The 18,270-nt window shown below is 70.5% G+C and carries 15 protein-coding genes; 8 read left to right on the forward strand and 7 right to left on the reverse strand.

Annotated elements, in window-relative coordinates:
• Positions 1-8: 8 nt before the first annotated feature.
• Positions 9-1,280 carry an MFS transporter gene (locus QFZ27_RS10130; RefSeq protein WP_429226177.1) on the forward strand — a complete coding sequence of 424 codons (1,272 nt, stop codon included), beginning with the start codon at positions 9-11 and terminating at the stop codon, positions 1,278-1,280.
• Positions 1,281-1,294: 14 nt separating this feature from the next.
• Here QFZ27_RS10130 and QFZ27_RS10135 read toward each other — a convergent pair whose 3' ends face one another.
• On the reverse strand, positions 1,295-1,714 hold the full coding sequence (locus tag QFZ27_RS10135; protein WP_429226179.1) for an acyl-CoA thioesterase: 420 nt from the start codon (positions 1,712-1,714) through the stop codon (positions 1,295-1,297).
• A gap of 146 nt (positions 1,715-1,860) precedes the next feature.
• Between QFZ27_RS10135 and QFZ27_RS10140 the strand changes: the two genes are divergently transcribed.
• Both QFZ27_RS10140 and QFZ27_RS10145 read left to right on the forward strand, forming a co-directional pair.
• A complete protein-coding gene (locus QFZ27_RS10140) occupies positions 1,861-2,202 on the forward strand; it encodes a cupin domain-containing protein (protein ID WP_429226180.1) in 342 nt (113 codons plus the stop codon).
• Positions 2,160-3,374 carry a family 1 glycosylhydrolase gene (locus tag QFZ27_RS10145; RefSeq protein WP_429226181.1) on the forward strand — a complete coding sequence of 405 codons (1,215 nt, stop codon included), beginning with the start codon at positions 2,160-2,162 and terminating at the stop codon, positions 3,372-3,374. Before QFZ27_RS10140 ends, QFZ27_RS10145 begins: the two co-directional genes overlap by 43 nt.
• Before the next feature lie 47 nt (positions 3,375-3,421).
• On the opposite strand, the gene QFZ27_RS10150 is transcribed toward QFZ27_RS10145, so the two are convergent.
• A complete protein-coding gene (locus QFZ27_RS10150) occupies positions 3,422-5,896 on the reverse strand; it encodes a beta strand repeat-containing protein (RefSeq protein ID WP_429226182.1) in 2,475 nt (824 codons plus the stop codon).
• A gap of 277 nt (positions 5,897-6,173) precedes the next feature.
• On the opposite strand from QFZ27_RS10150, the gene QFZ27_RS10155 reads away from it, so the two are divergent.
• Entirely contained in the window at positions 6,174-6,509 is a 336-nt protein-coding gene (locus QFZ27_RS10155; RefSeq protein WP_429226183.1) for a hypothetical protein, read from the forward strand.
• Between the two features lie 76 nt (positions 6,510-6,585).
• Positions 6,586-7,011 (forward strand): hypothetical protein, encoded by a 426-nt coding sequence (locus QFZ27_RS10160; RefSeq protein WP_429226184.1) that lies wholly within the window; start codon positions 6,586-6,588, stop codon positions 7,009-7,011.
• 39 nt (positions 7,012-7,050) lie between these two features.
• Here the strand turns inward: QFZ27_RS10160 and QFZ27_RS10165 are convergent, their stop codons facing one another.
• Positions 7,051-7,845: an undecaprenyl-diphosphate phosphatase gene (locus tag QFZ27_RS10165; RefSeq protein WP_429226185.1), complete on the reverse strand. Its 795-nt coding sequence runs from the start codon at positions 7,843-7,845 to the stop codon at positions 7,051-7,053.
• Between the two features lie 121 nt (positions 7,846-7,966).
• Complete coding sequence (locus QFZ27_RS10170) at positions 7,967-9,424, reverse strand: S41 family peptidase (RefSeq protein ID WP_429226186.1); 1,458 nt, start codon at positions 9,422-9,424, stop codon at positions 7,967-7,969.
• Positions 9,425-9,711: 287 nt separating this feature from the next.
• Here QFZ27_RS10170 and QFZ27_RS10175 point away from each other — a divergent pair, with 287 nt between their 5' ends.
• Entirely contained in the window at positions 9,712-10,890 is a 1,179-nt protein-coding gene (locus QFZ27_RS10175; protein ID WP_429224250.1) for an IS481 family transposase, read from the forward strand.
• Positions 10,891-11,185: 295 nt separating this feature from the next.
• Here the strand turns inward: QFZ27_RS10175 and QFZ27_RS10180 are convergent, their stop codons facing one another.
• Both QFZ27_RS10180 and QFZ27_RS10185 read right to left on the reverse strand, forming a co-directional pair.
• A complete protein-coding gene (locus QFZ27_RS10180) occupies positions 11,186-14,302 on the reverse strand; it encodes an efflux RND transporter permease subunit (RefSeq protein WP_429226187.1) in 3,117 nt (1,038 codons plus the stop codon).
• Between the two features lies 1 nt (position 14,303).
• Positions 14,304-15,356 (reverse strand): efflux RND transporter periplasmic adaptor subunit, encoded by a 1,053-nt coding sequence (locus QFZ27_RS10185; RefSeq protein ID WP_429226189.1) that lies wholly within the window; start codon positions 15,354-15,356, stop codon positions 14,304-14,306.
• Positions 15,357-15,641: 285 nt separating this feature from the next.
• On the opposite strand from QFZ27_RS10185, the gene QFZ27_RS10190 reads away from it, so the two are divergent.
• Positions 15,642-16,058 carry a response regulator gene (locus QFZ27_RS10190; RefSeq protein WP_429226190.1) on the forward strand — a complete coding sequence of 139 codons (417 nt, stop codon included), beginning with the start codon at positions 15,642-15,644 and terminating at the stop codon, positions 16,056-16,058.
• A 295-nt stretch (positions 16,059-16,353) separates the two neighbouring features.
• On the opposite strand, the gene QFZ27_RS10195 is transcribed toward QFZ27_RS10190, so the two are convergent.
• Positions 16,354-17,427, reverse strand: a complete 1,074-nt coding sequence (locus QFZ27_RS10195; RefSeq protein ID WP_429226191.1) for a Gfo/Idh/MocA family protein — start codon at positions 17,425-17,427, stop codon at positions 16,354-16,356.
• Positions 17,428-17,525: 98 nt separating this feature from the next.
• Between QFZ27_RS10195 and QFZ27_RS10200 the strand changes: the two genes are divergently transcribed.
• Complete coding sequence (locus tag QFZ27_RS10200; protein WP_429226192.1) at positions 17,526-18,269, forward strand: TlyA family RNA methyltransferase; 744 nt, start codon at positions 17,526-17,528, stop codon at positions 18,267-18,269.
• Position 18,270 lies beyond the last annotated feature (1 nt).

An 18,270-nucleotide genomic window follows, 5' to 3' on the forward strand; every position in this document is an offset into this window, starting at 1 on the left:
CCGGGCCGATGGCGGGAAACGGCGGTTTCGACCGGAAGGACGCGGCCACGGCTCCGGTCGACGCGACTGTGCCGCAGCCCTCTCGCGGCGGCCGGCGCGGGCTCGACTGGTTCGTGTTCTTCGTCGCGGATGTGCAGACCGGGTTCGGCGCCTTCGTCGCGGTGTTCCTGACGACGCAGCGCTGGACCCAGGTCGATATCGGCCTGGTGCTCACCGTCAGTGGCTTGGTCGGTCTGGTCGGGCAGGTGCCGCTCGGGGCCTTCGTCGACAGCGTGCGGTCGGTGCGGGCGACGGCGGCGGTGGCGCTGACCGCGATCGGCATTGCCGCCTTCGCCTTCGCCGCCTGGCCGATCTTCCCGGTCGTGCTGGCCTCGCGCGTTCTGCATGCCGCGGCCAGCTGCATCGTCAGCTTCGCCATCGTCTCGCTCAGCCTCGGCCTGGCCGGACCGGGCGGGATGAGCGAGCGGCTGGGCCGCAACGCCGCCTTCGCCTCGGCCGGCACCGGCATCGCGGCCGCGGTGATGGGGCTGTGCGGCCAATATCTGTCGAGCCAGGCGGTGTTCTTCCTGGCCACGGCGCTGGTGGCGCCGGCCCTGTTCGCCCTGACCCGCATCCGGCCCGACGAGATCCGGACGGCCCCGGCCGCGCCGCGGCGGGAAGGGAAGGGGCTGCAGGCTTCGATCGCCGGCCTTGCCGTGCTGGCGCGCAACCGCACGCTGGTGATCTTCGCCGGCTGCATCGCCATGTTCCACCTGGCGAATGCGGCGATGCTGCCGCTCGCCGCCAGCATGGTGACCCTGCGGTCGAGCCAGGCGGCGACGCTGATGGTCGCGGCCGCGGTGATCGTGCCGCAGCTGACCGTCACGGTCCTGTCGCCCTGGATCGGCCGGGCGGCGCAGCGCTGGGGGCGGCGGCCGTTCCTGATCCTCGGCTTCGTGGCGCTGGCGGTCCGCGCCTTCCTGTTCTCGCTGACCGGCGACCCGAAGCTGCTGGTGCTGTTCCAGGTCCTGGACGGGGTGTCGGCGACGGTGCTCGGCGTGCTGGTGCCGCTGACCATCGCCGATCTCGCCCGCGGCAGCGGCCATTTCAACCTTGCCCAGGGGCTGGTCGGCTGCGCCATGGGCATCGGCGCCGCGGTCAGCACCATCCTGGCCGGCTTCATGGCCGACGCGTTCGGCAGCTACGCCGCCTTCACCACGCTCGCGGCCGTCGCCGCCGCCGGCTTGGTGCTGATCACGCTGACCATGCCGGAGACGCGGCCGGCCGAGGAGGCGCCCTGACCTACAGCCTGGTGTTACAGTTCGGGCGCGAAGCGGGCGCGCAGCTCCTCCGGGATCGGGAAGGACTGGCGCGTCTCCAGGTCGAACATTGCGCTCACCGTCTCCGCCGTCGCATGGCAGCGGTCGCCGACGAACAGCGCCTGGGCGTAGGTGAAGGACTTGCCGCCCAGCTTCACCATCCGGGTGCCGACGCGCACGTCGTTCGGCCAGGTCAGCTCGCGCAGGAAGTTCATGGTGATGCGCACCACCACGGCGCCGCGGCTCTTGCCCAGATGGATACCGGCATCGCGGAAGAAGTGCAGACGGGCGGTCTCGAAATAGACGCCATAGGCATTGTTGTTCACATGGCCCAGCGCGTCGGTATCGGAGTAGCGCACGCGCTCCTCCGCCCAATGCGGATAGGCGGCGGGGTCGGTCGGGTCGAACTCGGTCATGGCGCTCTCCGGTCTGGGCTCGGCTGCGACATAGCCCCGAATCGGCGACGGAGAAAAGCCGCGGGTTGTCGCGAGACAAGGTTCCGGTCGCCGGCCGGGGCCCGCGGGCCTACCGTTCCCGGACCAGGGACAGACCGGAGAGCGCCATGAGCGGCGAACAGGATTGGCTGGTCACGGTGGCCGGGACCGAGGCTCTTTTTCCCGCTTTGCCGGCCGAACAGTTCCTCTACCGGATGCGGCACGGCACCATGAAGGCCGGGCTGTACGCCCCGCGCGGCACCGATCCGCAGGGGCCGCACACGCGCGACGAGCTCTATGTGGTCTGGCTCGGCAGCGGCACCTTCTTCCGCGACGGTGAGCGGAAAGCCTTCGGGCCGGGTGACGTGATCTTCGTTCCGGCGCATATGGAGCATCGGTTCGAGGAGTTCAGCGATGATTTTGCGGCATGGGTAATCTTCTGGGGCCCGGAGGGCGGGGAGAAGAGCTAGAGCCGGCGCCTGCTGCGCTGATCTGGGGCGCCGATCTCGGCGCGCCGGCGACGCCGCGGCAGGAGGCCGAGGCGCTGCGCCTTGCCGCCGAGATGGGGGCCGTGGCCGGCCGCTTCGTCCTCGACTGGGCGGCCTTGCTGCCGGAGGGGCGCGGCAAGCTCGACCCCGCGGCGCTGGCCGGGCTCGACCGCCGGGTCGATGCGCTGGGCGAGGCCGGGCTAAGCCCCTGGCCGGTGCTGGCGCCGGCCCGGCTGCCGCGCGACATCCGCATCCGCGGCGGCTGGACCGCGCGCGACACGGCCTGGCGCTTCGCCGAATTCGCCTGCCGCGTCGCCGGCCGGATCGGCGACCGCATGGCGGCGCTTTCGGTCGATGCCGGCGCCCCCGGCTTCGCCCGCGACGAGGCCGCCTGGCGCGACCGCCCGATCGGGATGCCGGAGGACGCGGCCTACCGCGCGATCCTGCACCACCTGCTGCTCGGCCGCGGCTTGGCGCTGTCGGCACTGCGGCAGGAGAGCACCGGCTGGCGGCTGGGCGCGGCGCTGGCCGGCCCGCCGCCCGAGCCCTGGGACGACACGCTGGCCTCCTCCGACGCCGTCGTGATCGCGGAGGCGTTGGGCTGGGAGGCCTCGGTCACCACCCTGCGCGACGGCCGCTACCCGGAGCTGGCGGCCGAGCGGCTGGGCCGGCTGGTCGAGGAGGACGACGAGAAGCGCTGCCGCGGCCCGGTCGACCTGCTGCTGCTCGACCATGCCGGGCCGCTCTGGGCCCGGATGGAGGATGCGGCCCCTGGCGGGGTCGATCTGATCGGCCGGCCGCGCGGCACCGTGCCGGACAGCGCCGGCCCCGACTCGCTGCGCCGGGCGCTCGACCGGCTGGCCGCGGCCTGGCCGAAGCTGCCGCTCCATCTGACGCTGCGGATCGCGGCCACGGACCCGCCGCTGCGCGAGGGCCGGATCGATGACGGCCTCCGGATCGAGCAGTTGGAGACGCATCTCGAAGCGGCCGAGGCCGCCTGGGGCGCGGGCGTGCCGCTCGCCACTGTGTTCCTCGGCCCGGTGCTGGACGATGGCGCCGCGCCGCCCGCCGGGCTTGCCGCCTGGGACCGGCGCGCCGACGCGCCGCTGCCGAAGGACAGCTGGCGCCGGCTGCAGTCCCGTATCCGGGGGTAGGAAAGATGATCAGCGGGTGGATGCGCCATCCGCCGTGACGGCCGGCGCTACAGCACGAAATCGGCGGCGACGAGGGCCGGGTTGCCGAAGAGCATGAGGTGGAAATCGGAAACGCCGTCGCCGTTGACGTCGCCGGCGATGGTGGTGACGCCGGGCGCGGTGACGGCAGCGCGCAGCTGGCCGGCGACGCCGGAGTAGAGGGCGCTGCCGATGAAGGTGAAGGCCTGGTTGCCAGCGGAGCCAGTGTCGGCGTCGATCGCCGACAGGTCGACCCGGTCGCCCTGGGCGTGGCTGAAATCGGTGATCCGGTCGGCGTTGGGGCCGACCGCGCTGTCGGAGGCGGCGGAGAAGACGAAGCGGTCGGCCCCCGCCCCGCCGACCAGGGCATCCAGGCCGGCCCAGCCGTTCAGCACATTGGCCAGTGCGTTGCCGATGATGGTGTCGCCGCCGGCCGAGCCGGTGACGTTCTCGATGCCGGCATAGGTGTCGCCCTGGGCGTTGCCGCCTGATCCGATGCCGGTCGAGAGGTTGACCGTCACTCCGGAGCCGTCGTTGTAGTAGCTGGCGGTGTCGCTGCCGGCGCCGCCGTCCAGGTGGTCGGCACCGGCCCCGCCGCGGAGCACGTCGGCGCCGCCCCAGCCGGCCAGGGTGTTGGCGCCGGCATTCCCGTTGAGGCTGTCATTGCCCTGGTTGCTGCCGGTGAGGTTCTCGATGCCGATCAGGGTGTCACCCTGGGCGTCGCCGCCGCCGGCGGTGCCGGCGGCGAGGTTGACCGTCACCCCGGCTGTGCTGGTGTACCAGCTGGCGGTGTCGCTGCCCGCACCGCCGTCGAGCCGGTCGGCCCCGGCGCCGCCGCGGAGCACGTCGCTGCCGCCCCAGCCGGCCAGGACATTGGCGCCGGCGGTTCCGATCAGCGTGTCGTTGCCCAGGTTGCTGCCGGTGACGGTCTCGACATCGATCAGGGTGTCGCCCTGGGCGTCGCCGCCGGTGCCTGTCCCGGCGGTCAGATCGACCGTCACGCCGGCCGCGCTGCCGTAGTAGGTGGCGGTGTCGGTGCCGACGCCGCCGTCCAGCGTGTCGGCCCCGGTGCCGCCCCGGAGCAGGTCGTTCCCGCCCCAGCCGGCCAGGATGTTCGCGCCGGCGGTCCCGCTCAGCATGTCGTTGCCCTTGCCGCTGCCGGTGAGGTTCTCGATGTCGATGAAGGTGTCGCCCGAGGCCTCACCCGTGCCGGTGCCGGCGGCGAGATCGACCGTCACGCCGGCCGCGCTGGTGTAATAGCTGGCGGTGTCGCTGCCGGCGCCGCCGTTCAGCGTGTCGGCCCCGGCGCCGCCGCGGAGCACGTCGCCGCCGCCGCCGCCTTGCAGGGAATCCTTGCCGGCAAGGCCGTCGATGACGTTGCTGCCGCCGTCGCCGACCAGGGTGTCGTTGTCGAACCCGGTGCCGATCAGGTTCTCGATCGACACCAGCGTGATGTCGTTTTCGGGGCCGATGCCCAGTTGCAGGTCGATGTAGACGTTCTGGGAGTAACTGCTGTAGTCGGCAGTGTCGATGCCGTCACCGCCATCCATGACTCCGCCTTGGGAAAGGTAGAGGACGTCATCGCCGGCCTCGCCATAGAGGCTGCTGGAATCGTTGTAAGCTTCGAGCCTGTCATCGCCCGCGCCACCATGGAGTATGGTGCTGTAGCCGTCGCGGCCAGTCAGGATGTTGGCGCCGGCGTCCCCGGTGACGTGATTTGCCCCGCGAACATTCTCGATGCCGGTCAGCAGGACCTGGCCGTTGACCGTGCCTGCGGCCAGGTCGACGACGACGAGGCCGAAGGATCCACTGTAATCCGCAGTATCGTTGCCGGCGCCGCCGTCCAGCCGATCCGGTGCTCCGCCGTTCCAGGCGCCGGAGTCCCACAGCGCGTCGTCGCCGTCGCCACCCCTCAGGATGTCCTGGACCTGAGCCTGATCTGTGTCACCGCCGTAGATCTGGTCGTCTCCGCTGCCGCCGTCCAGCACATCCGCGCCGCCGCGGCCATAGAGCGTGTCGTTGCCGCCGCCACCGGCCAGCACATCGTCGCCATAGGAACCCGGCGTATTCCAGAGGGAGACGTCGCCGATGAGGATGTTGTCGCCGGCGTCCCCGGTCAGCGTGTCGCCGCCGGAGCCGCCGGTGACGTTCTCGACACCGCTCACCGTTCCTCCGCCGGATGTCGTGCCGGCGGCCAGGTCGACCGTGCCGTCGAAGATCAGGGTGTCGGCGCTGCCCGCACCGCCCTCGAACACATCGCCACTGCCGTCGCCGTCGAGCACGTCGTTGCCGGCGCCGCCGATCAGGTGGTCGATGCCCGTTTCCCCGCTGAGCTTGTCGTTGCCGTTGCCGCCGTCGAGCGTGTCGTCGCCGCTCCCGCCTTTCAGGGTATCGGCCCCGCCCAGGCCCGAAAGAGTGTCGTTGCCTCCGACGCCGGTGATCGTGTCGTCGGACTCCGTTCCGATGAAATCATCGTCTCCCGGGGTGCCGTCGATGATGGCCATGGTGGTTCCTCTCCGTTGGCGGTCGCTTCGGCCTGGATCTTCAACGCGGATCGGAGGCCGGCGACGCGCAAATCGAATGCTTCGAATATCGATCAATTAGGGCACGTATCCGCTGTTCTGGACCAGCGGATTGCGACGGTCCCGGGCTCGGCCTGCATGCGGGCCGCCATCCCCTGGCGGAACCAGATGGGCCGCGCTGCGTTGATTCGTCACGCCGCGGGGGGGACGCCGCGACGCCGTCGCGGCGCCAGCCCGCGGGCTGATGGAGTGTCAGGTCATGTCTCGGACCCGTCTGCGCCGGCTGGTTCTGACCGGTGCCCTGGCCGCAGCCGCGGTCGGTCTCGGCGGCTGCTACGCCTATCCGGTGGGCTATGCCGGCTACAGCACCTATGGCTATGACGACTACGCCTATGCCCCGGCGCCGACCTACAGCGCGCCGAGGTACTACAGCTACCCGCGAGCCTATACCTATCCGCGGGCCTACACCTATCCGCGCTACTACGGCGCGCCTCGGTATTCCGGCTATCCCCGTTACTACGGCTATCCGCGCTACGGCTACGGCGTCGGCTATGGCTATTACGACGAGGACCGCCGGGGCGGCAACCGGCGATAGCAGCCGGCCGGCCGCTCATGTCTTACCCAGCCGCGGGTTGAGGGAAGCAGCCCGCGGCCTGAAGGAGTATCAGCTCATGTCCCCGACCGGTCTGCGTCGGTTTTTCCTGGTGGGTGCCCTGGCGGCTGCGGCCGGCCTGGGTGCCTGCGTCGCTTATCCGGGAGACTACGGATACGACGGATACGGCGACAGCTACGCCTACAACGACTATGGCTACGGCTATGGCTATTCCCGGCCAAGCTACGGCTATCCCAGCGGCTATTACTCGCGGGGCTACAGCTCTCCGCGCTACTACAGCAGCCGCCGCTCCTACTACGACAACGATCGGCGCTCCTACCGGCGCTCCTACAGCCGCCGCAACGACGGCTGGCGCGATGGCGACCGGAGCCGCTATGTCCGCCGCTACGATGGCGACAACCGCCGGTACGATCGCGGTTCGTCCCGAGGCGCGTCCCGGAACCCGTACTACTACTACCGGCCGGGACACGAGAACGACCGCTGACCGGCCGTCAGGCGGTCTAGCAAGTCAGGGGCCAGCTCGTCAGGCGATCCAGCCCAGGGCCACCGCGCCCAGCAGCAGCGCGCCGAAGATGATCCGGTAGATCGCGAAGGCGGTGAAGCGGTGGGTCTGGATGTAGCCCAGCAGCCACTTCACCGCGATGAAGGCGGTGACGGTCGAGACCACGAAGGCGACGCCCAGCGCGCCCCAATCCTCATGCGCGCCGCCGTCCTTGAACTGGCCGTACAGCTCGTAGGCGCTGGCCGCGTACATGGTCGGGATGCCGACCAGGAAGGCGAATTCGGTCGCCGCCGCGCGGTTGCTGGCACCGGCCAGCATGGCGACGAAGATGGCGGCGGCCGAGCGCGACGTGCCGGGGAAGATTCCGGCCACGAACTGGGCCAGGCCGACCACGATCGCCACCAGCCAGGTGATCTTGTGGCTGTCGGGCAGCTTGGCCGCCTGCTGCTCGGCCCAGATCATCCAGAAACCGCCGACGACCAGCGCGATCGCGATCGGCAGCAGGTTCTCCGGCAGGTTGAAGCCCAGCTTCTTGGCGGCGAGACCGAGCACACCGGTGATCACGAAGGCCAGCAGCAGCCGGACCGCGTAGTGCCGGTTCTCCGGCCGGCGCCAGCCCAGCACCAGGTCGAAGATGCGGCGCCAGTAGATGATGGTCACGGCCAGGATGGCGCCGGCCTGGATGACGATGTTGAAGGTGTCCGAGCGTTCGCCGAGCCAGTGCTCGGCGATGATCAGGTGGCCGGTCGAGGAGATCGGCAGAAACTCGGTGATGCCTTCGATCACCCCGAGGATGATCGCGCTCAGATAGTCCAAGACAGTGCTCCGGGGTGAAACGAGGCCGCCCCGCTTGTGAACGAAGCGGACGGGTTTGGAAAGCCCCGCCGGGGCGGCGGGACCGATCCTGACGCGAATTCACCCCGGAGAAGGTGCCAAGTCAGCCTTCGGTGGCGACGGAGGCGGCCGGCCGCGACATGACCGCCTCGAGGTCGGGATCCCGGCCGGCGCGGTAATCGGCGAAGGTGAAGGGCACCTTCACGGTCGGCGACAATTCGCCGCCGGCTACGCCGTACAGGTAGTTCAGCCAGAAGCAGCGGCCGATCTGCACCAGCCCGCAGCCCCGGCCCCAGTCGTGAAAGGCGGTGGAGTAGCGGAGGGAAATGCCCGAATGCGGCAGGGTCAGCCGCCCGCCCTCGGCCCAGAAGGACGGGAAGTCGCCGACCGGCCGGCCGACGATGGCGACCCGGTCGCCGCCGAAATGCTTCAGCCGGGCCAGGGTGGTGATCGCGGCGGAGAAGGTGTCGGGGCCGGTCAGAACGCGGATCTGGGCTTTCGGCGCCAGGACGTCCGGCAGCCGGCGGGTGAAGGCGGCGGTCAGCATGTAGTCGCCGCCGGTGTTGGCGCGCAGGTCGAGGATTACGGTCTTCGGCCGGCGCTCCGCCGCCTCCGCCAGCACCCGGTCGAGGAACGCCTCCAGGCCATCGCCTGGCCCAGCGCCGGGCGTGTCGCGGATGCGGCGCAGCTCGACGAACAACGTGTCCGGCGCCGGATAATCGTGCCAATAGGCGCGGTCGGCGTGCTGCAGATACAGCGGCAGCGCGTCCGCCCCGGTCAGGACGTGCCGCCAGGGGCCGTCATCCGCCGGCAGCGCGGTCGGCAGCAGGTCGGAGGCCGGCCACCGCACCTCGCCCTCGGCCCGGATCGCCGGCCGCGGATCGGCCTCGATCCGCCGCTCGACGCGCCGGCCGTCCGGCAGGTCGAAGGCCAGGGTCGCGGCATCGGCCGCGGGCAGCAGCCCCATAGCGTGCAGCGCGGCGGGGGAGGAGAGGAGGCTGACCGACAGCAGCCGGGCGCGGATTTCGTTGCCGCCGATGCAGGGCCGCAGCGCGCCGGCCAGATCCTCGGGTGTCCTGCCGTCCAGCGCGGCCACGCGCGCGCCGAGCAGGTCGCCCAGCGCCGCCCGGGCGGCGACCACGTGCAGGCCGTCGTCGAACCAGACCAGCCGCAGCGGCAGCGCGTTCAGCGACCGGCCCATGGCGGCGCCGCGGACATAGGTGTGGCCGTTGCCGGCCAGGGCGACGGCGCAGGTGATCGCCATCTCGAAGCGGGCCCGGTCCATCCCCGCCGGCCCCGCCGCCGCCACCTGCGCCAGCAGCCCCTCGATCCGCAGGTCGAACCGCTCACGGGCGCCGTCCGAAAAGCTGCGGTCGACCTCCGGCAGCCGGCGCAGCAGTTCCAGATCCTGGCGGTCGGCCTCAGCCTGATTCCGCGGCGGCGCGGCCTCCAGCACCGGGACGGGCGGATAGTTGGGCCGCACCGCGGCGACATAGGCGGCGGCCGGCACGGCCAGCAGGGCGGCGGCGATCCCGGCCGCAAGTTTCCATCGCTTCTTCATGGGCGTCCCCCGACGCAACGCCGCCCAGCTCGGGCGGCGGTCAGGGGCTTTGCAATCGCTGTGCCAGGGCGTCGAGGGGCTGGTTCCCACCATCGATCGCGACACTGGCGGCGGGCTTGTGAGCCCATTGCCTCTCCCGCTCGCGAAACCTTTCCGGAATGGCTTCCGCCCTTCCGATATGGACTTTTTATCCTCCCCCTCCCCTTGCGGGTGTATGGACCGGGGAGATGGTGAACAGGTGTTCGGGGACATGGTGAACACTTACGGCATGAGGCGAAGGAGGCCGTATGCCGTTTCGGGAGTGTTCGCGCATGTCGCAACGGGAAGAGTTCTGCCGGCTGGCGCTGATGCCGGATGCGAACATATCGGAGCTGTGCCGTCGGTTCGGTGTCGGTCGGACAGCAGGGTACAAATGGCTGGAGCGCTATCGGGAGGAAGGAGCCGAGGGCTTGGCGGAGCGGTCGCGTCGGCCGCGAGGCAGTCCGGGGAAGACACCGGCGGAGCTGGAGGCGCGGGTGCTGGCGGAGCGTGCGGCGCATCCGGCCTGGGGCGGCCGGAAGATCCGCCGAGTGCTGGAGCGGGAGGGACTTGTGCCGCCGGCGGTCTCGACGATCACCGAGATTCTGCGGCGGCACGGGAAGCTGGACGGTCCGCGGGCGGGGGAGCGGCGCGACTGGGTGCGGTTCGAGCATGCGGCGCCGAACGACCTGTGGCAGATGGACTTCAAGGGCCACTTCGCGCTGGAGGCGGGGCGCTGCCATCCGCTGACGGTGCTGGACGACCACTCCCGCTATTCGCTGGAGATCGGCGCCTGCGGCAACGAGACGAGCGAGACCGTGCAGGAGCGACTGGTCCGGGTGTTCCGACGCTACGGCCTGCCCTGGCGGATGCTGATGGACAATGGCCCGCCCTGGGGCACGGGCGGGTCGGCGCAGTACACGGTGCTGACCGTCTGGCTGCTCGACCTGGGCGTCGCGGTGAGCCACGGCCGGCCCTACCATCCCCAAACCCAAGGCAAGGACGAGCGCTTCCACCGCACGCTCAAGTCCGAGGTGCTCGACGGCTACCGGTTCCGGAACCTCACCCAGGCCCAGGCCGCCTTCGACGCCTGGCGCGAGGTCTACAACACCCACCGGCCGCACCAGGCGATCGAGCTCGAGACGCCTTCCAAGCGCTACCAAGTGAGCCCGCGCACAATGCCCGAGGCCATCACCCCGCCCGACTACGAGCCCGAAGCCCAGATCCGCAAGGTGCAGGACACCGGCTGGATCAGCTTCAAAGGGCAGAAGATCAACTGCTCGAAGGCCTTCGCCGGCCGCCACGTCGCACTGCGCGCCACCGACACCGACGGCCTCTTCGATCTGTGCTATCGCAGCCATGTTCTGGCGCAGGTCGACCTGCGCCAGAACATGGTCCAACCTGTCCACCATGTCCCCGAACAGGTGTCCACCATCTCCCCGGTCTAAACAGCGGGAGGGGGTAGGGGGAGGGGGTTTTCTCTCGGCTCGATCCGAGCTGGATGGTCGCAAAACGGCGCGAATGGCGAGTTCTGTCCACTGCCTGTTCGCGCGCGGACGCGCGCAGACCCCTCCCCCTGCCCCCCTCCCGCAAGGGGAGGGGGAGCATTAAAGGCATAGGTCGAGTCGAACGGTTGGATTCTTAAAAAGCTCTCGCAAGCGGAGAGGCAACGAACAAATGTGATCCGGCCGTCCAACTTGCGCCAACCGGGGCGAAAAATTCGCCGAAGGCGCGCGGATTTCCCTATTCTGCCGGGGTCGAGCCCTCGCTGCGATGGATCAGCAGCTGGCGCTCCAGCTCCTTGGTGGTGCGGCTGGCCGGCGAGGTGAAGCGGGCCAGGGCGCGGTACAACACCGGCACCAGGTACAGCGACAGGACGGTCGAGACCATGACGCCGCCGAAGATGACGACGCCGATCGCCTGGCGCGATTCGGCGCCGGCGCCGGTGGCGATCGCCAGCGGCAGGGCGCCCAGCGCGGTGGCGATCGAGGTCATCAGGATCGGCCGCAGCCGGGTCGCCGCAGCCTCGTGCACCGCCTGCAGCACGTCCAGCCCCTCGTCGCGCAGCTGGTTGGCGAATTCGACGATCAGGATCGCGTTCTTCGCCGTCAGCCCGATCAGCATGACCATGCCGATCTGGGTGTAGATGTTCACGGTCATCCCGAGCAGCGCGACCGAGCCGAGCGCGCCGAAGATCGCCAGCGGCACGGTCAGCAGGATGGTGACCGGGTGGACGAAGCTTTCGAACTGCGCCGCCAGCACCAGGAACACGATCAGCAGCGCGGTGCCGAAGGTGATGTAGAGTGAGGCGCTGCTCTCCAGGAATTCGCGGGTGTCGCCGTCCCAGGACAGGCGGGCTTCGGTCGGCAGCACCTCGGCGACGGCGGCGCGGATCTCGTCCACCGCGTCGCCCAGCGTGGCGCCGTCGGCCAGGCTGGCGGTGAAGGTGATGGCGCGGACCCGGTCGAAGCGGCCCAGGCTGGCCGGGCCGGCGACGTCCTGCAGCTTCACCAGGCTGGTCAGCGGCACCAGCGTGCCGCCGGAGGCGCGGACGAAGATGTTGGACAGGTCGCGCGGCGTCTGCCGGTCCTCGGCCCGGGCCTGCAGCACCACGTCGTATTCCTCGCCGTCATCCTCGTAGCGGGTGACGGCGACCGACCCGAACATGGTCTCGAGCGTCTCGCCGATGGCGCGGATCGAGATGCCCAGATCGGCGGCGCGGTTGCGGTCGATGGCGACGCGCAGCTCCGGCTTGGTCTCGTCGTAGTCGGCCTGCAGGTTGCGCAGCACGCGGGAGTTGCGGAGCCGGTCCTCCAGCCGGTCGCGCCAGCCGATCAGCTCTTCATAGGTGTTGCCGCCGATGACGAAGCGCACCGGCGCGCCGGAGCCGCGGGAGAGGCCGCTCGGGTTGATGGCGACGGCGCGGATGCCGGGGATGCCGGCCAGCTTGGCCGACAGCTCGCGCACCACCTCCTGCTGCGACCGGCTGCGCTCGTCCCAAGGCTTCATCTGGCCGATGACGGTGAGCCGGTTCACCCCGGTCGGCCCCCAGGACGGCGCCAGGATGGCGAGGATGCGGGTGACGTCCTGCGCCTCGACATAGGGCGCCAGCGCCGTCTCGATCCGGGTCAGCTGGGTGCTGGTGTATTCCAGGCTGGAGCCTTCCGGGCCGGTGGCGCTGACCACCACCCGGCCGCGATCCTCGGTCGGCACGAATTCCTGCGGCAGGCCCTGCAGCAGCGCCACGGCGCCGAGGCTGAGCGCCACGGCGATGGCGCAGACCAGCAGGGGCGCGGCGAGGGCGAAGCCCAGCGTCGCCTTGTAGCCGCGGTTCAGCAGGTCGAAGCCGTGCTCGGTCACCTTGTGCAGCCAGGTCTCCTCATTGGCCGGGCGCAGCAGCCGGCTGCACATCGCCGGCGTCAGGGTCAGGGCGATCAGCGCCGAGAACAGCACCGAGGAGGCGACGGTGATGCCGAATTCGCTGAACAGCCGCCCGACATTGCCCTGCAGGAAGGAGATCGGGACGAACACCGCGGTCAGCACCGCGGTGGTGGCGACCACGGCGAAGCCGATCTGGCGCGAGCCGAGATAGGCGGCGACCAGCGGCGGCTCGCCATGCTCGATCCGGCGGCTGATGTTCTCCAGCACGATGATGGCGTCGTCGACCACCAGGCCGATCGCCAGCACCATGGCCAGCAGGGTCAGGACGTTGATCGAATAGCCCAGCGCCGCCAGCACGATGAAGGAGGCGGTGATCGAGACCGGCACGGCGACCGCCGGGATCAGCGTGGCGCGGATGCTGCGCAGGAACACGAAGACGATGCCGATCACCAACGCCAGCGCGATCGCCAGCGCCAGGAACACCTCCTCGATCGACTTGTCGATAAAGACGCTGTCGTCGGAGGAGATCTCGATCCGCACATCCGGCGGCAGCGATTGGCGCAGCGCGTCCATCGCGTGCCGCACGCCCTCGGCCACGTCCAGCGTGTTGGCGGTCGACTGCTTGACCACGCCGATGCCGACGGCGGGCTTGCCGTCGGCGCGGAAGCCGCTGCGGTCGTCGCGGGCGCCGACCTCGACCTTGGCCACGTCGCCCAGCCGCACCAGCGTCTCGCCCTCGCGGCGCAGCACGATGCGGGCGAACTCCTCCGGCGTCGACAGCCGGGTGTTGGTGCGCACCGTCAGCTCGCGGTCGTTCGATTCGACCCGGCCCGACGGCAGCTCGACATTCTGGGCCTCCAGCGCGTCGCTGACGTCCTGCGCCGTGACCAGCCGCGCCGCCATGGCGTTGCGGTCCAGCCAGACCCGCATCGACGGCTGGCGCTCGCCGCCGATCGTCACCTGGGCGACGCCGTCCACGGCCGAGAGCGGGTCGACGACATAGCGCTTGGCCATGTCGCTCAGCTCGATCGCCGACCGCCCGTCGCTGGTCAGGGTGGCGTAGATGATCGGGCTGGCGTCGGCGTCGACCTTGCGGATGATCGGGGTGTCGGCATTGTCCGGCAGCCTGGCGATCACCCGGCCGACCGAATCGCGCACATCGTTGGTCGCGCTCTCGACATCGCGCTCGATGTCGAATTCCAGCCGGACGCTGGAGCGCCCCTCCTGGCTGGTCGAGCGCATGGTGCGGATGCCGGCGACGCCGGCCACGCCCTCCTCGATCACCTGCGTGATCTGGCTCTCGATCACCTGGGCCGAGGCGCCTTCATAGGTGGTGCTGATCGACACCACCGGCGGGTCGATGTTGGGGTATTCGCGGACGGTCAGCCGCTGGAAGGCGAAGACGCCCAGTACCACCAGCAGCAGGCTGACGACGACGGCGAAGACCGGGCGCTTGATGGCGGTGTCGGACAGGACCATGTCAGGATGCCGGCGCCGTGCCGGCTCCCTGCACCTGGACCGGCACGCCGTCGCGCAGCCGCTGCGTGCCCTCGACCACCACCGATTCCCCGGCGGCCAAGCCGGACAGGATCTGCACTTGGCCGCGCAGCCGGGTGCCCAGCGTCACCTCGCGCCGCACCGCCTTTCCATCCACCACGAGGTAGACGAACTGGCGGGTGCCCTGCGGCACCAGCGCCTGCTCCGGCACCAGCAGGGCGGAGGCGTCGGTCGACAGCTGTACCCGCACGGTCAGGAACATGCCGGGGCGCAGCAGCCCGTCGCGGTTGTCGATCTCCGCCACCGTGGTGACCGATCGGGTGGCCGGGTCGATGCGGGTGTCGACCGAGGTGACGACGGCGGTGAAGGTGCGGTCCGGATAGGCGTCGCTGTGGACCTCGAGGGTCAGGCCCGGGGCCAGGCGCGACAGCAGCATCTCCGGCAGGTTGAAGTCGACCTTGACCCGGCTCAGGTCGTCCAGCGTGACGATCGCGGTGCCGGGCGACACCAGCGCGCCCTGGCTGACCCTGCGGATGCCCAGCGTGCCGGCGAAGGGGGCGGTGATCACCCGCTCGGCCAGCCGGGCCTTCTGCGCCGCCACCGCCGCGGTCTTGACCTCGAGATCGGAGCGCAGCGTGTCGACCTGGGCCTGGGGGATGTTGCGGGCCTTCGACAGGGCCTCGCCCCGGTCGAGCGACAGGCGGGCGTTGCGCAGCTCGGCCTCGGCCGAGGCGACGGTGGCCACCAGCTCGTCGCTGTCCAGCCGGAGGATCGGGGCGCCGGCAGGCACGACCTGGCCGTCCTCGAATTCGATCCGGTCGACGATGCCGGTGGTCTTGGCGGTGATGGTCACCGCCTCGTTCGCCCGGGTGGTGCCGACGGCGTCCATCGCTTCGATCACTGTGCCGGTGTGCACCGCGGCCAGCATGACCGGGACCGCGATCGGGCCGCCGCGCGGCGCCACCGCACCATCGGCCCGGAACGGCGCATAGCGCCACACCCCTGCCGCGGCGGCGGCGAGCAGGCCGATGACCACAAGTTGTTTCCACGCGCGCATGCGTCCGCGAAGCCCCCTTCCGTACGCGCACCCGTTCTCACGGGCGCATTCTAGTACCAACCGCCCGTTTCTTCTTGATGAAAGCCGGCTGCGTCCTTCACGGCTTGGCGGCGTGATTCCGTCGCAACCGTGAGACGATCGGGAACAGGCACCGTAATCCCGTGTTTATGGCCATGATATGACAATTTCGCCCGCCGCGCCGCAGCGGCACTGGAAGGGACCCGGAGGAACGGCCTGCGCATGGCCGAGCCCGGGACTGGTGGAATGGGACTGCTCTATAGCGAAGCAGAGGACGCGGTCGACCTGCACGGGCGCCGCATCCTGATCGTCGAGGACGAGCAGATCGTAGCGCTCGACCTCGAACTGACGCTCCGGACCTGGGGCGGCACCGTGGTCGGACCGGCGACGACGGTCTCTCGCGCGGTCGAGATGGCGCGAAGCCAGTCGATCGACGGTGCCATGGTCGACATCAACCTGTGCGGCGCCGCGGCCTTCCCGGCGCTCGACATCCTGCTGCAGCGTGGCGTGCCGGTGATCCTGGCCACCAGCTATCCGCGGGAAAGCCTGCCGGCCGCCTACCGCAACCTGCCGATCCTGTCGAAGCCCTACGACCCGCGCCGCTTCTCCGGGCTGGTGCAGTCGATCTTCAGCTCCAGCGCTCGCGAGGGCAGCCTCCACTAACACTGGCCCGTACCATCGGCCAGTCGAGGCGAGCCCCGCCCCGAAGGACCAGTTGGAGTGGGATCGCTCCGGTTGCGGGACTGGATGGCCACGCTTCGCTCGCCATGACGGTGTGGGAGGCTGGTGACCGCTCCCCAGATCAAATCCGGAACAGGCCCCGCCAGCGGCTTCAAGACCCGTCATGGCGAGCCCCGAAGGGGCGTGGCCATCCAGGGCCGCTCGCACCGGCCTCTGGATTGCCTAAGGGGCGCCTTCGCCTCCTCGCCATGACGGCGAGAGGAATTCCGGCCGAGGGTCACGACGCCCAGGGCTGCGTCTCGGTCCGCACCGCCTCACCCGACGCCTTCGCCGCGGCGATCGACAGCGCCAGATACTGGTCCTGCGCCGCCTCGGCGAAGCTGTAGATGTCCTCCCCCGTCTCGACGTAACGGACCATGCCGGCCAGGGAGGCGCCGATGGCGATCTCGTCGTCGTTCAGCCGGGTGCCGGCGAAGGGGTTGCGGTAGACCCACTCCGTCCCAGCCAGGAAGCCGACCAGGTGGTGCCCCTGGATGTCGGCATATTGCCCGGCATCCTGGCGCAGCAGGCGCAGCGTCACCGGGGTGCGGTGGTCCAGCAGGAAGCGCAGCTCGTCATCCTTGATCTCGCCGCGCTCGCCCCGCACCAGCACGCGTGGCGACCGGATCCAGTGGTGATACTGGTCGCTGGTGAAGTCGAACAGCGCCGAGCGGCCGCCGAAATCGAGCGTGGCGATGGTCTGCTCGGACTGGGCGATGCGGAGCTCGGCCGGCGGGCCGGCGCGGGTCGGGCCGGCGACGATCGGGCTGGTGAAGCCCTGGGCCCGGATGATCGCGTTCTCGAAGCCGAGGCCGAGATGCCGCCGGATCAGGCTGGTGCCGTGATAGCCATGCGCCACCGCGACATGGGCGTGGCTCGGCGTGCCGATCCGGCCGGCGGCAATCAGCGCCAGCCGGGCGGCATGGGTCGGCTGCAGGAAATACTGCTCGGCCACCTGGATGCGGGCGCCGCCGCGGACCAGCTCCCACAGCCGCAGCAGCCCGTCCAGATCGGGTGCCGGCGGCGTCTCGGTCAGCACCGGCAGGCCGGCGGCGGCTAGCTCGGCGATCACCCCGGGCGCGGCCGGCTGCGGCACCGACACCACGGCGAAGCGCGGCCGGGTCAGTCGCAGCAGCGCCTCGGTCGAACGGAAGGTCGGCAGCCCCCATTGCGCCTCGAAGGCGGCGCCGCGGGCGGCGTCGCGCACCACCACCCCGTCGATGCGGAAGCGCTCCGGCAGCGCCCGGGCGACGCGCAGGAAGAACTCGGTGCGCCAGCCTGGGCCGACGATGGCGAAGTTGCAGGGGGGCATGCGGGATCGTTCCCTTCGGGACTCGGAGGCGGATCGGAATCTCACCCCAGAACCGCAAACGGTGTAAACCGCATCCGACGGATTGTCGGAGAGGATCGATGGCGAAGCGGCCGCGGGCGGATCTGGTGCTGGTCGAGCGCGGCCTGGCGGAAAGCCGGGCGCGGGCCCAGGCGCTGATCCTGGCCGGGTTGGTCTATGAGGGGACGAAGCGGGTCGAGAAGCCGGGCGACGGCGTGGCCCAGCCCGAGGCGCTGTCGGTGCGCGGCCGCGACCATCCCTGGGTCAGCCGCGGCGGGCTGAAGCTGGTCAAGGGGCTGGACCATTTCGGCATCGACCCGGCGGGCCTGACGGGGCTGGATGTCGGCGCCTCGACCGGCGGCTTCACCGACGTGCTGCTGCATCGCGGCGCCGCCAAGGTCTATGCCGTCGATGTCGGGCACGGTCAGCTGGCCTGGTCGCTGCGCCAGGATCCGCGCGTCGTGGTGCTGGAGCGGACCAATGCCCGGCACCTGGACCGAGCGGCGATCCCGGACCCGGTCGGCATCGTCGTCTGCGACGCCAGCTTCATCGGGCTGGAGACGGTGCTGCCGGCCGCCCTTACCCTGGCCGCGCCGGGGGCTTGGGCGGTGGCGCTGATCAAGCCGCAATTCGAGGTCGGGCCTGACCGGGTGGGCAAGGGCGGGGTGGTGCGCGACCCGGCGCTGCACCGCGAGGTCTGCGACCGCATCGCCGCCTGGCTCGCCGCCCGTCCCGGCTGGCAGGTGCTGGGCGTCACCGAAAGCCCGATCACCGGCCCCGAGGGCAATGTCGAGTTCCTGCTCGGCGGGCGGTTCGAGGGGTAGG

Source organism: Inquilinus ginsengisoli, from assembly GCF_050434925.1.
GTDB classification, from domain to species: Bacteria; Pseudomonadota; Alphaproteobacteria; order DSM-16000; family Inquilinaceae; genus Inquilinus; species Inquilinus ginsengisoli_B.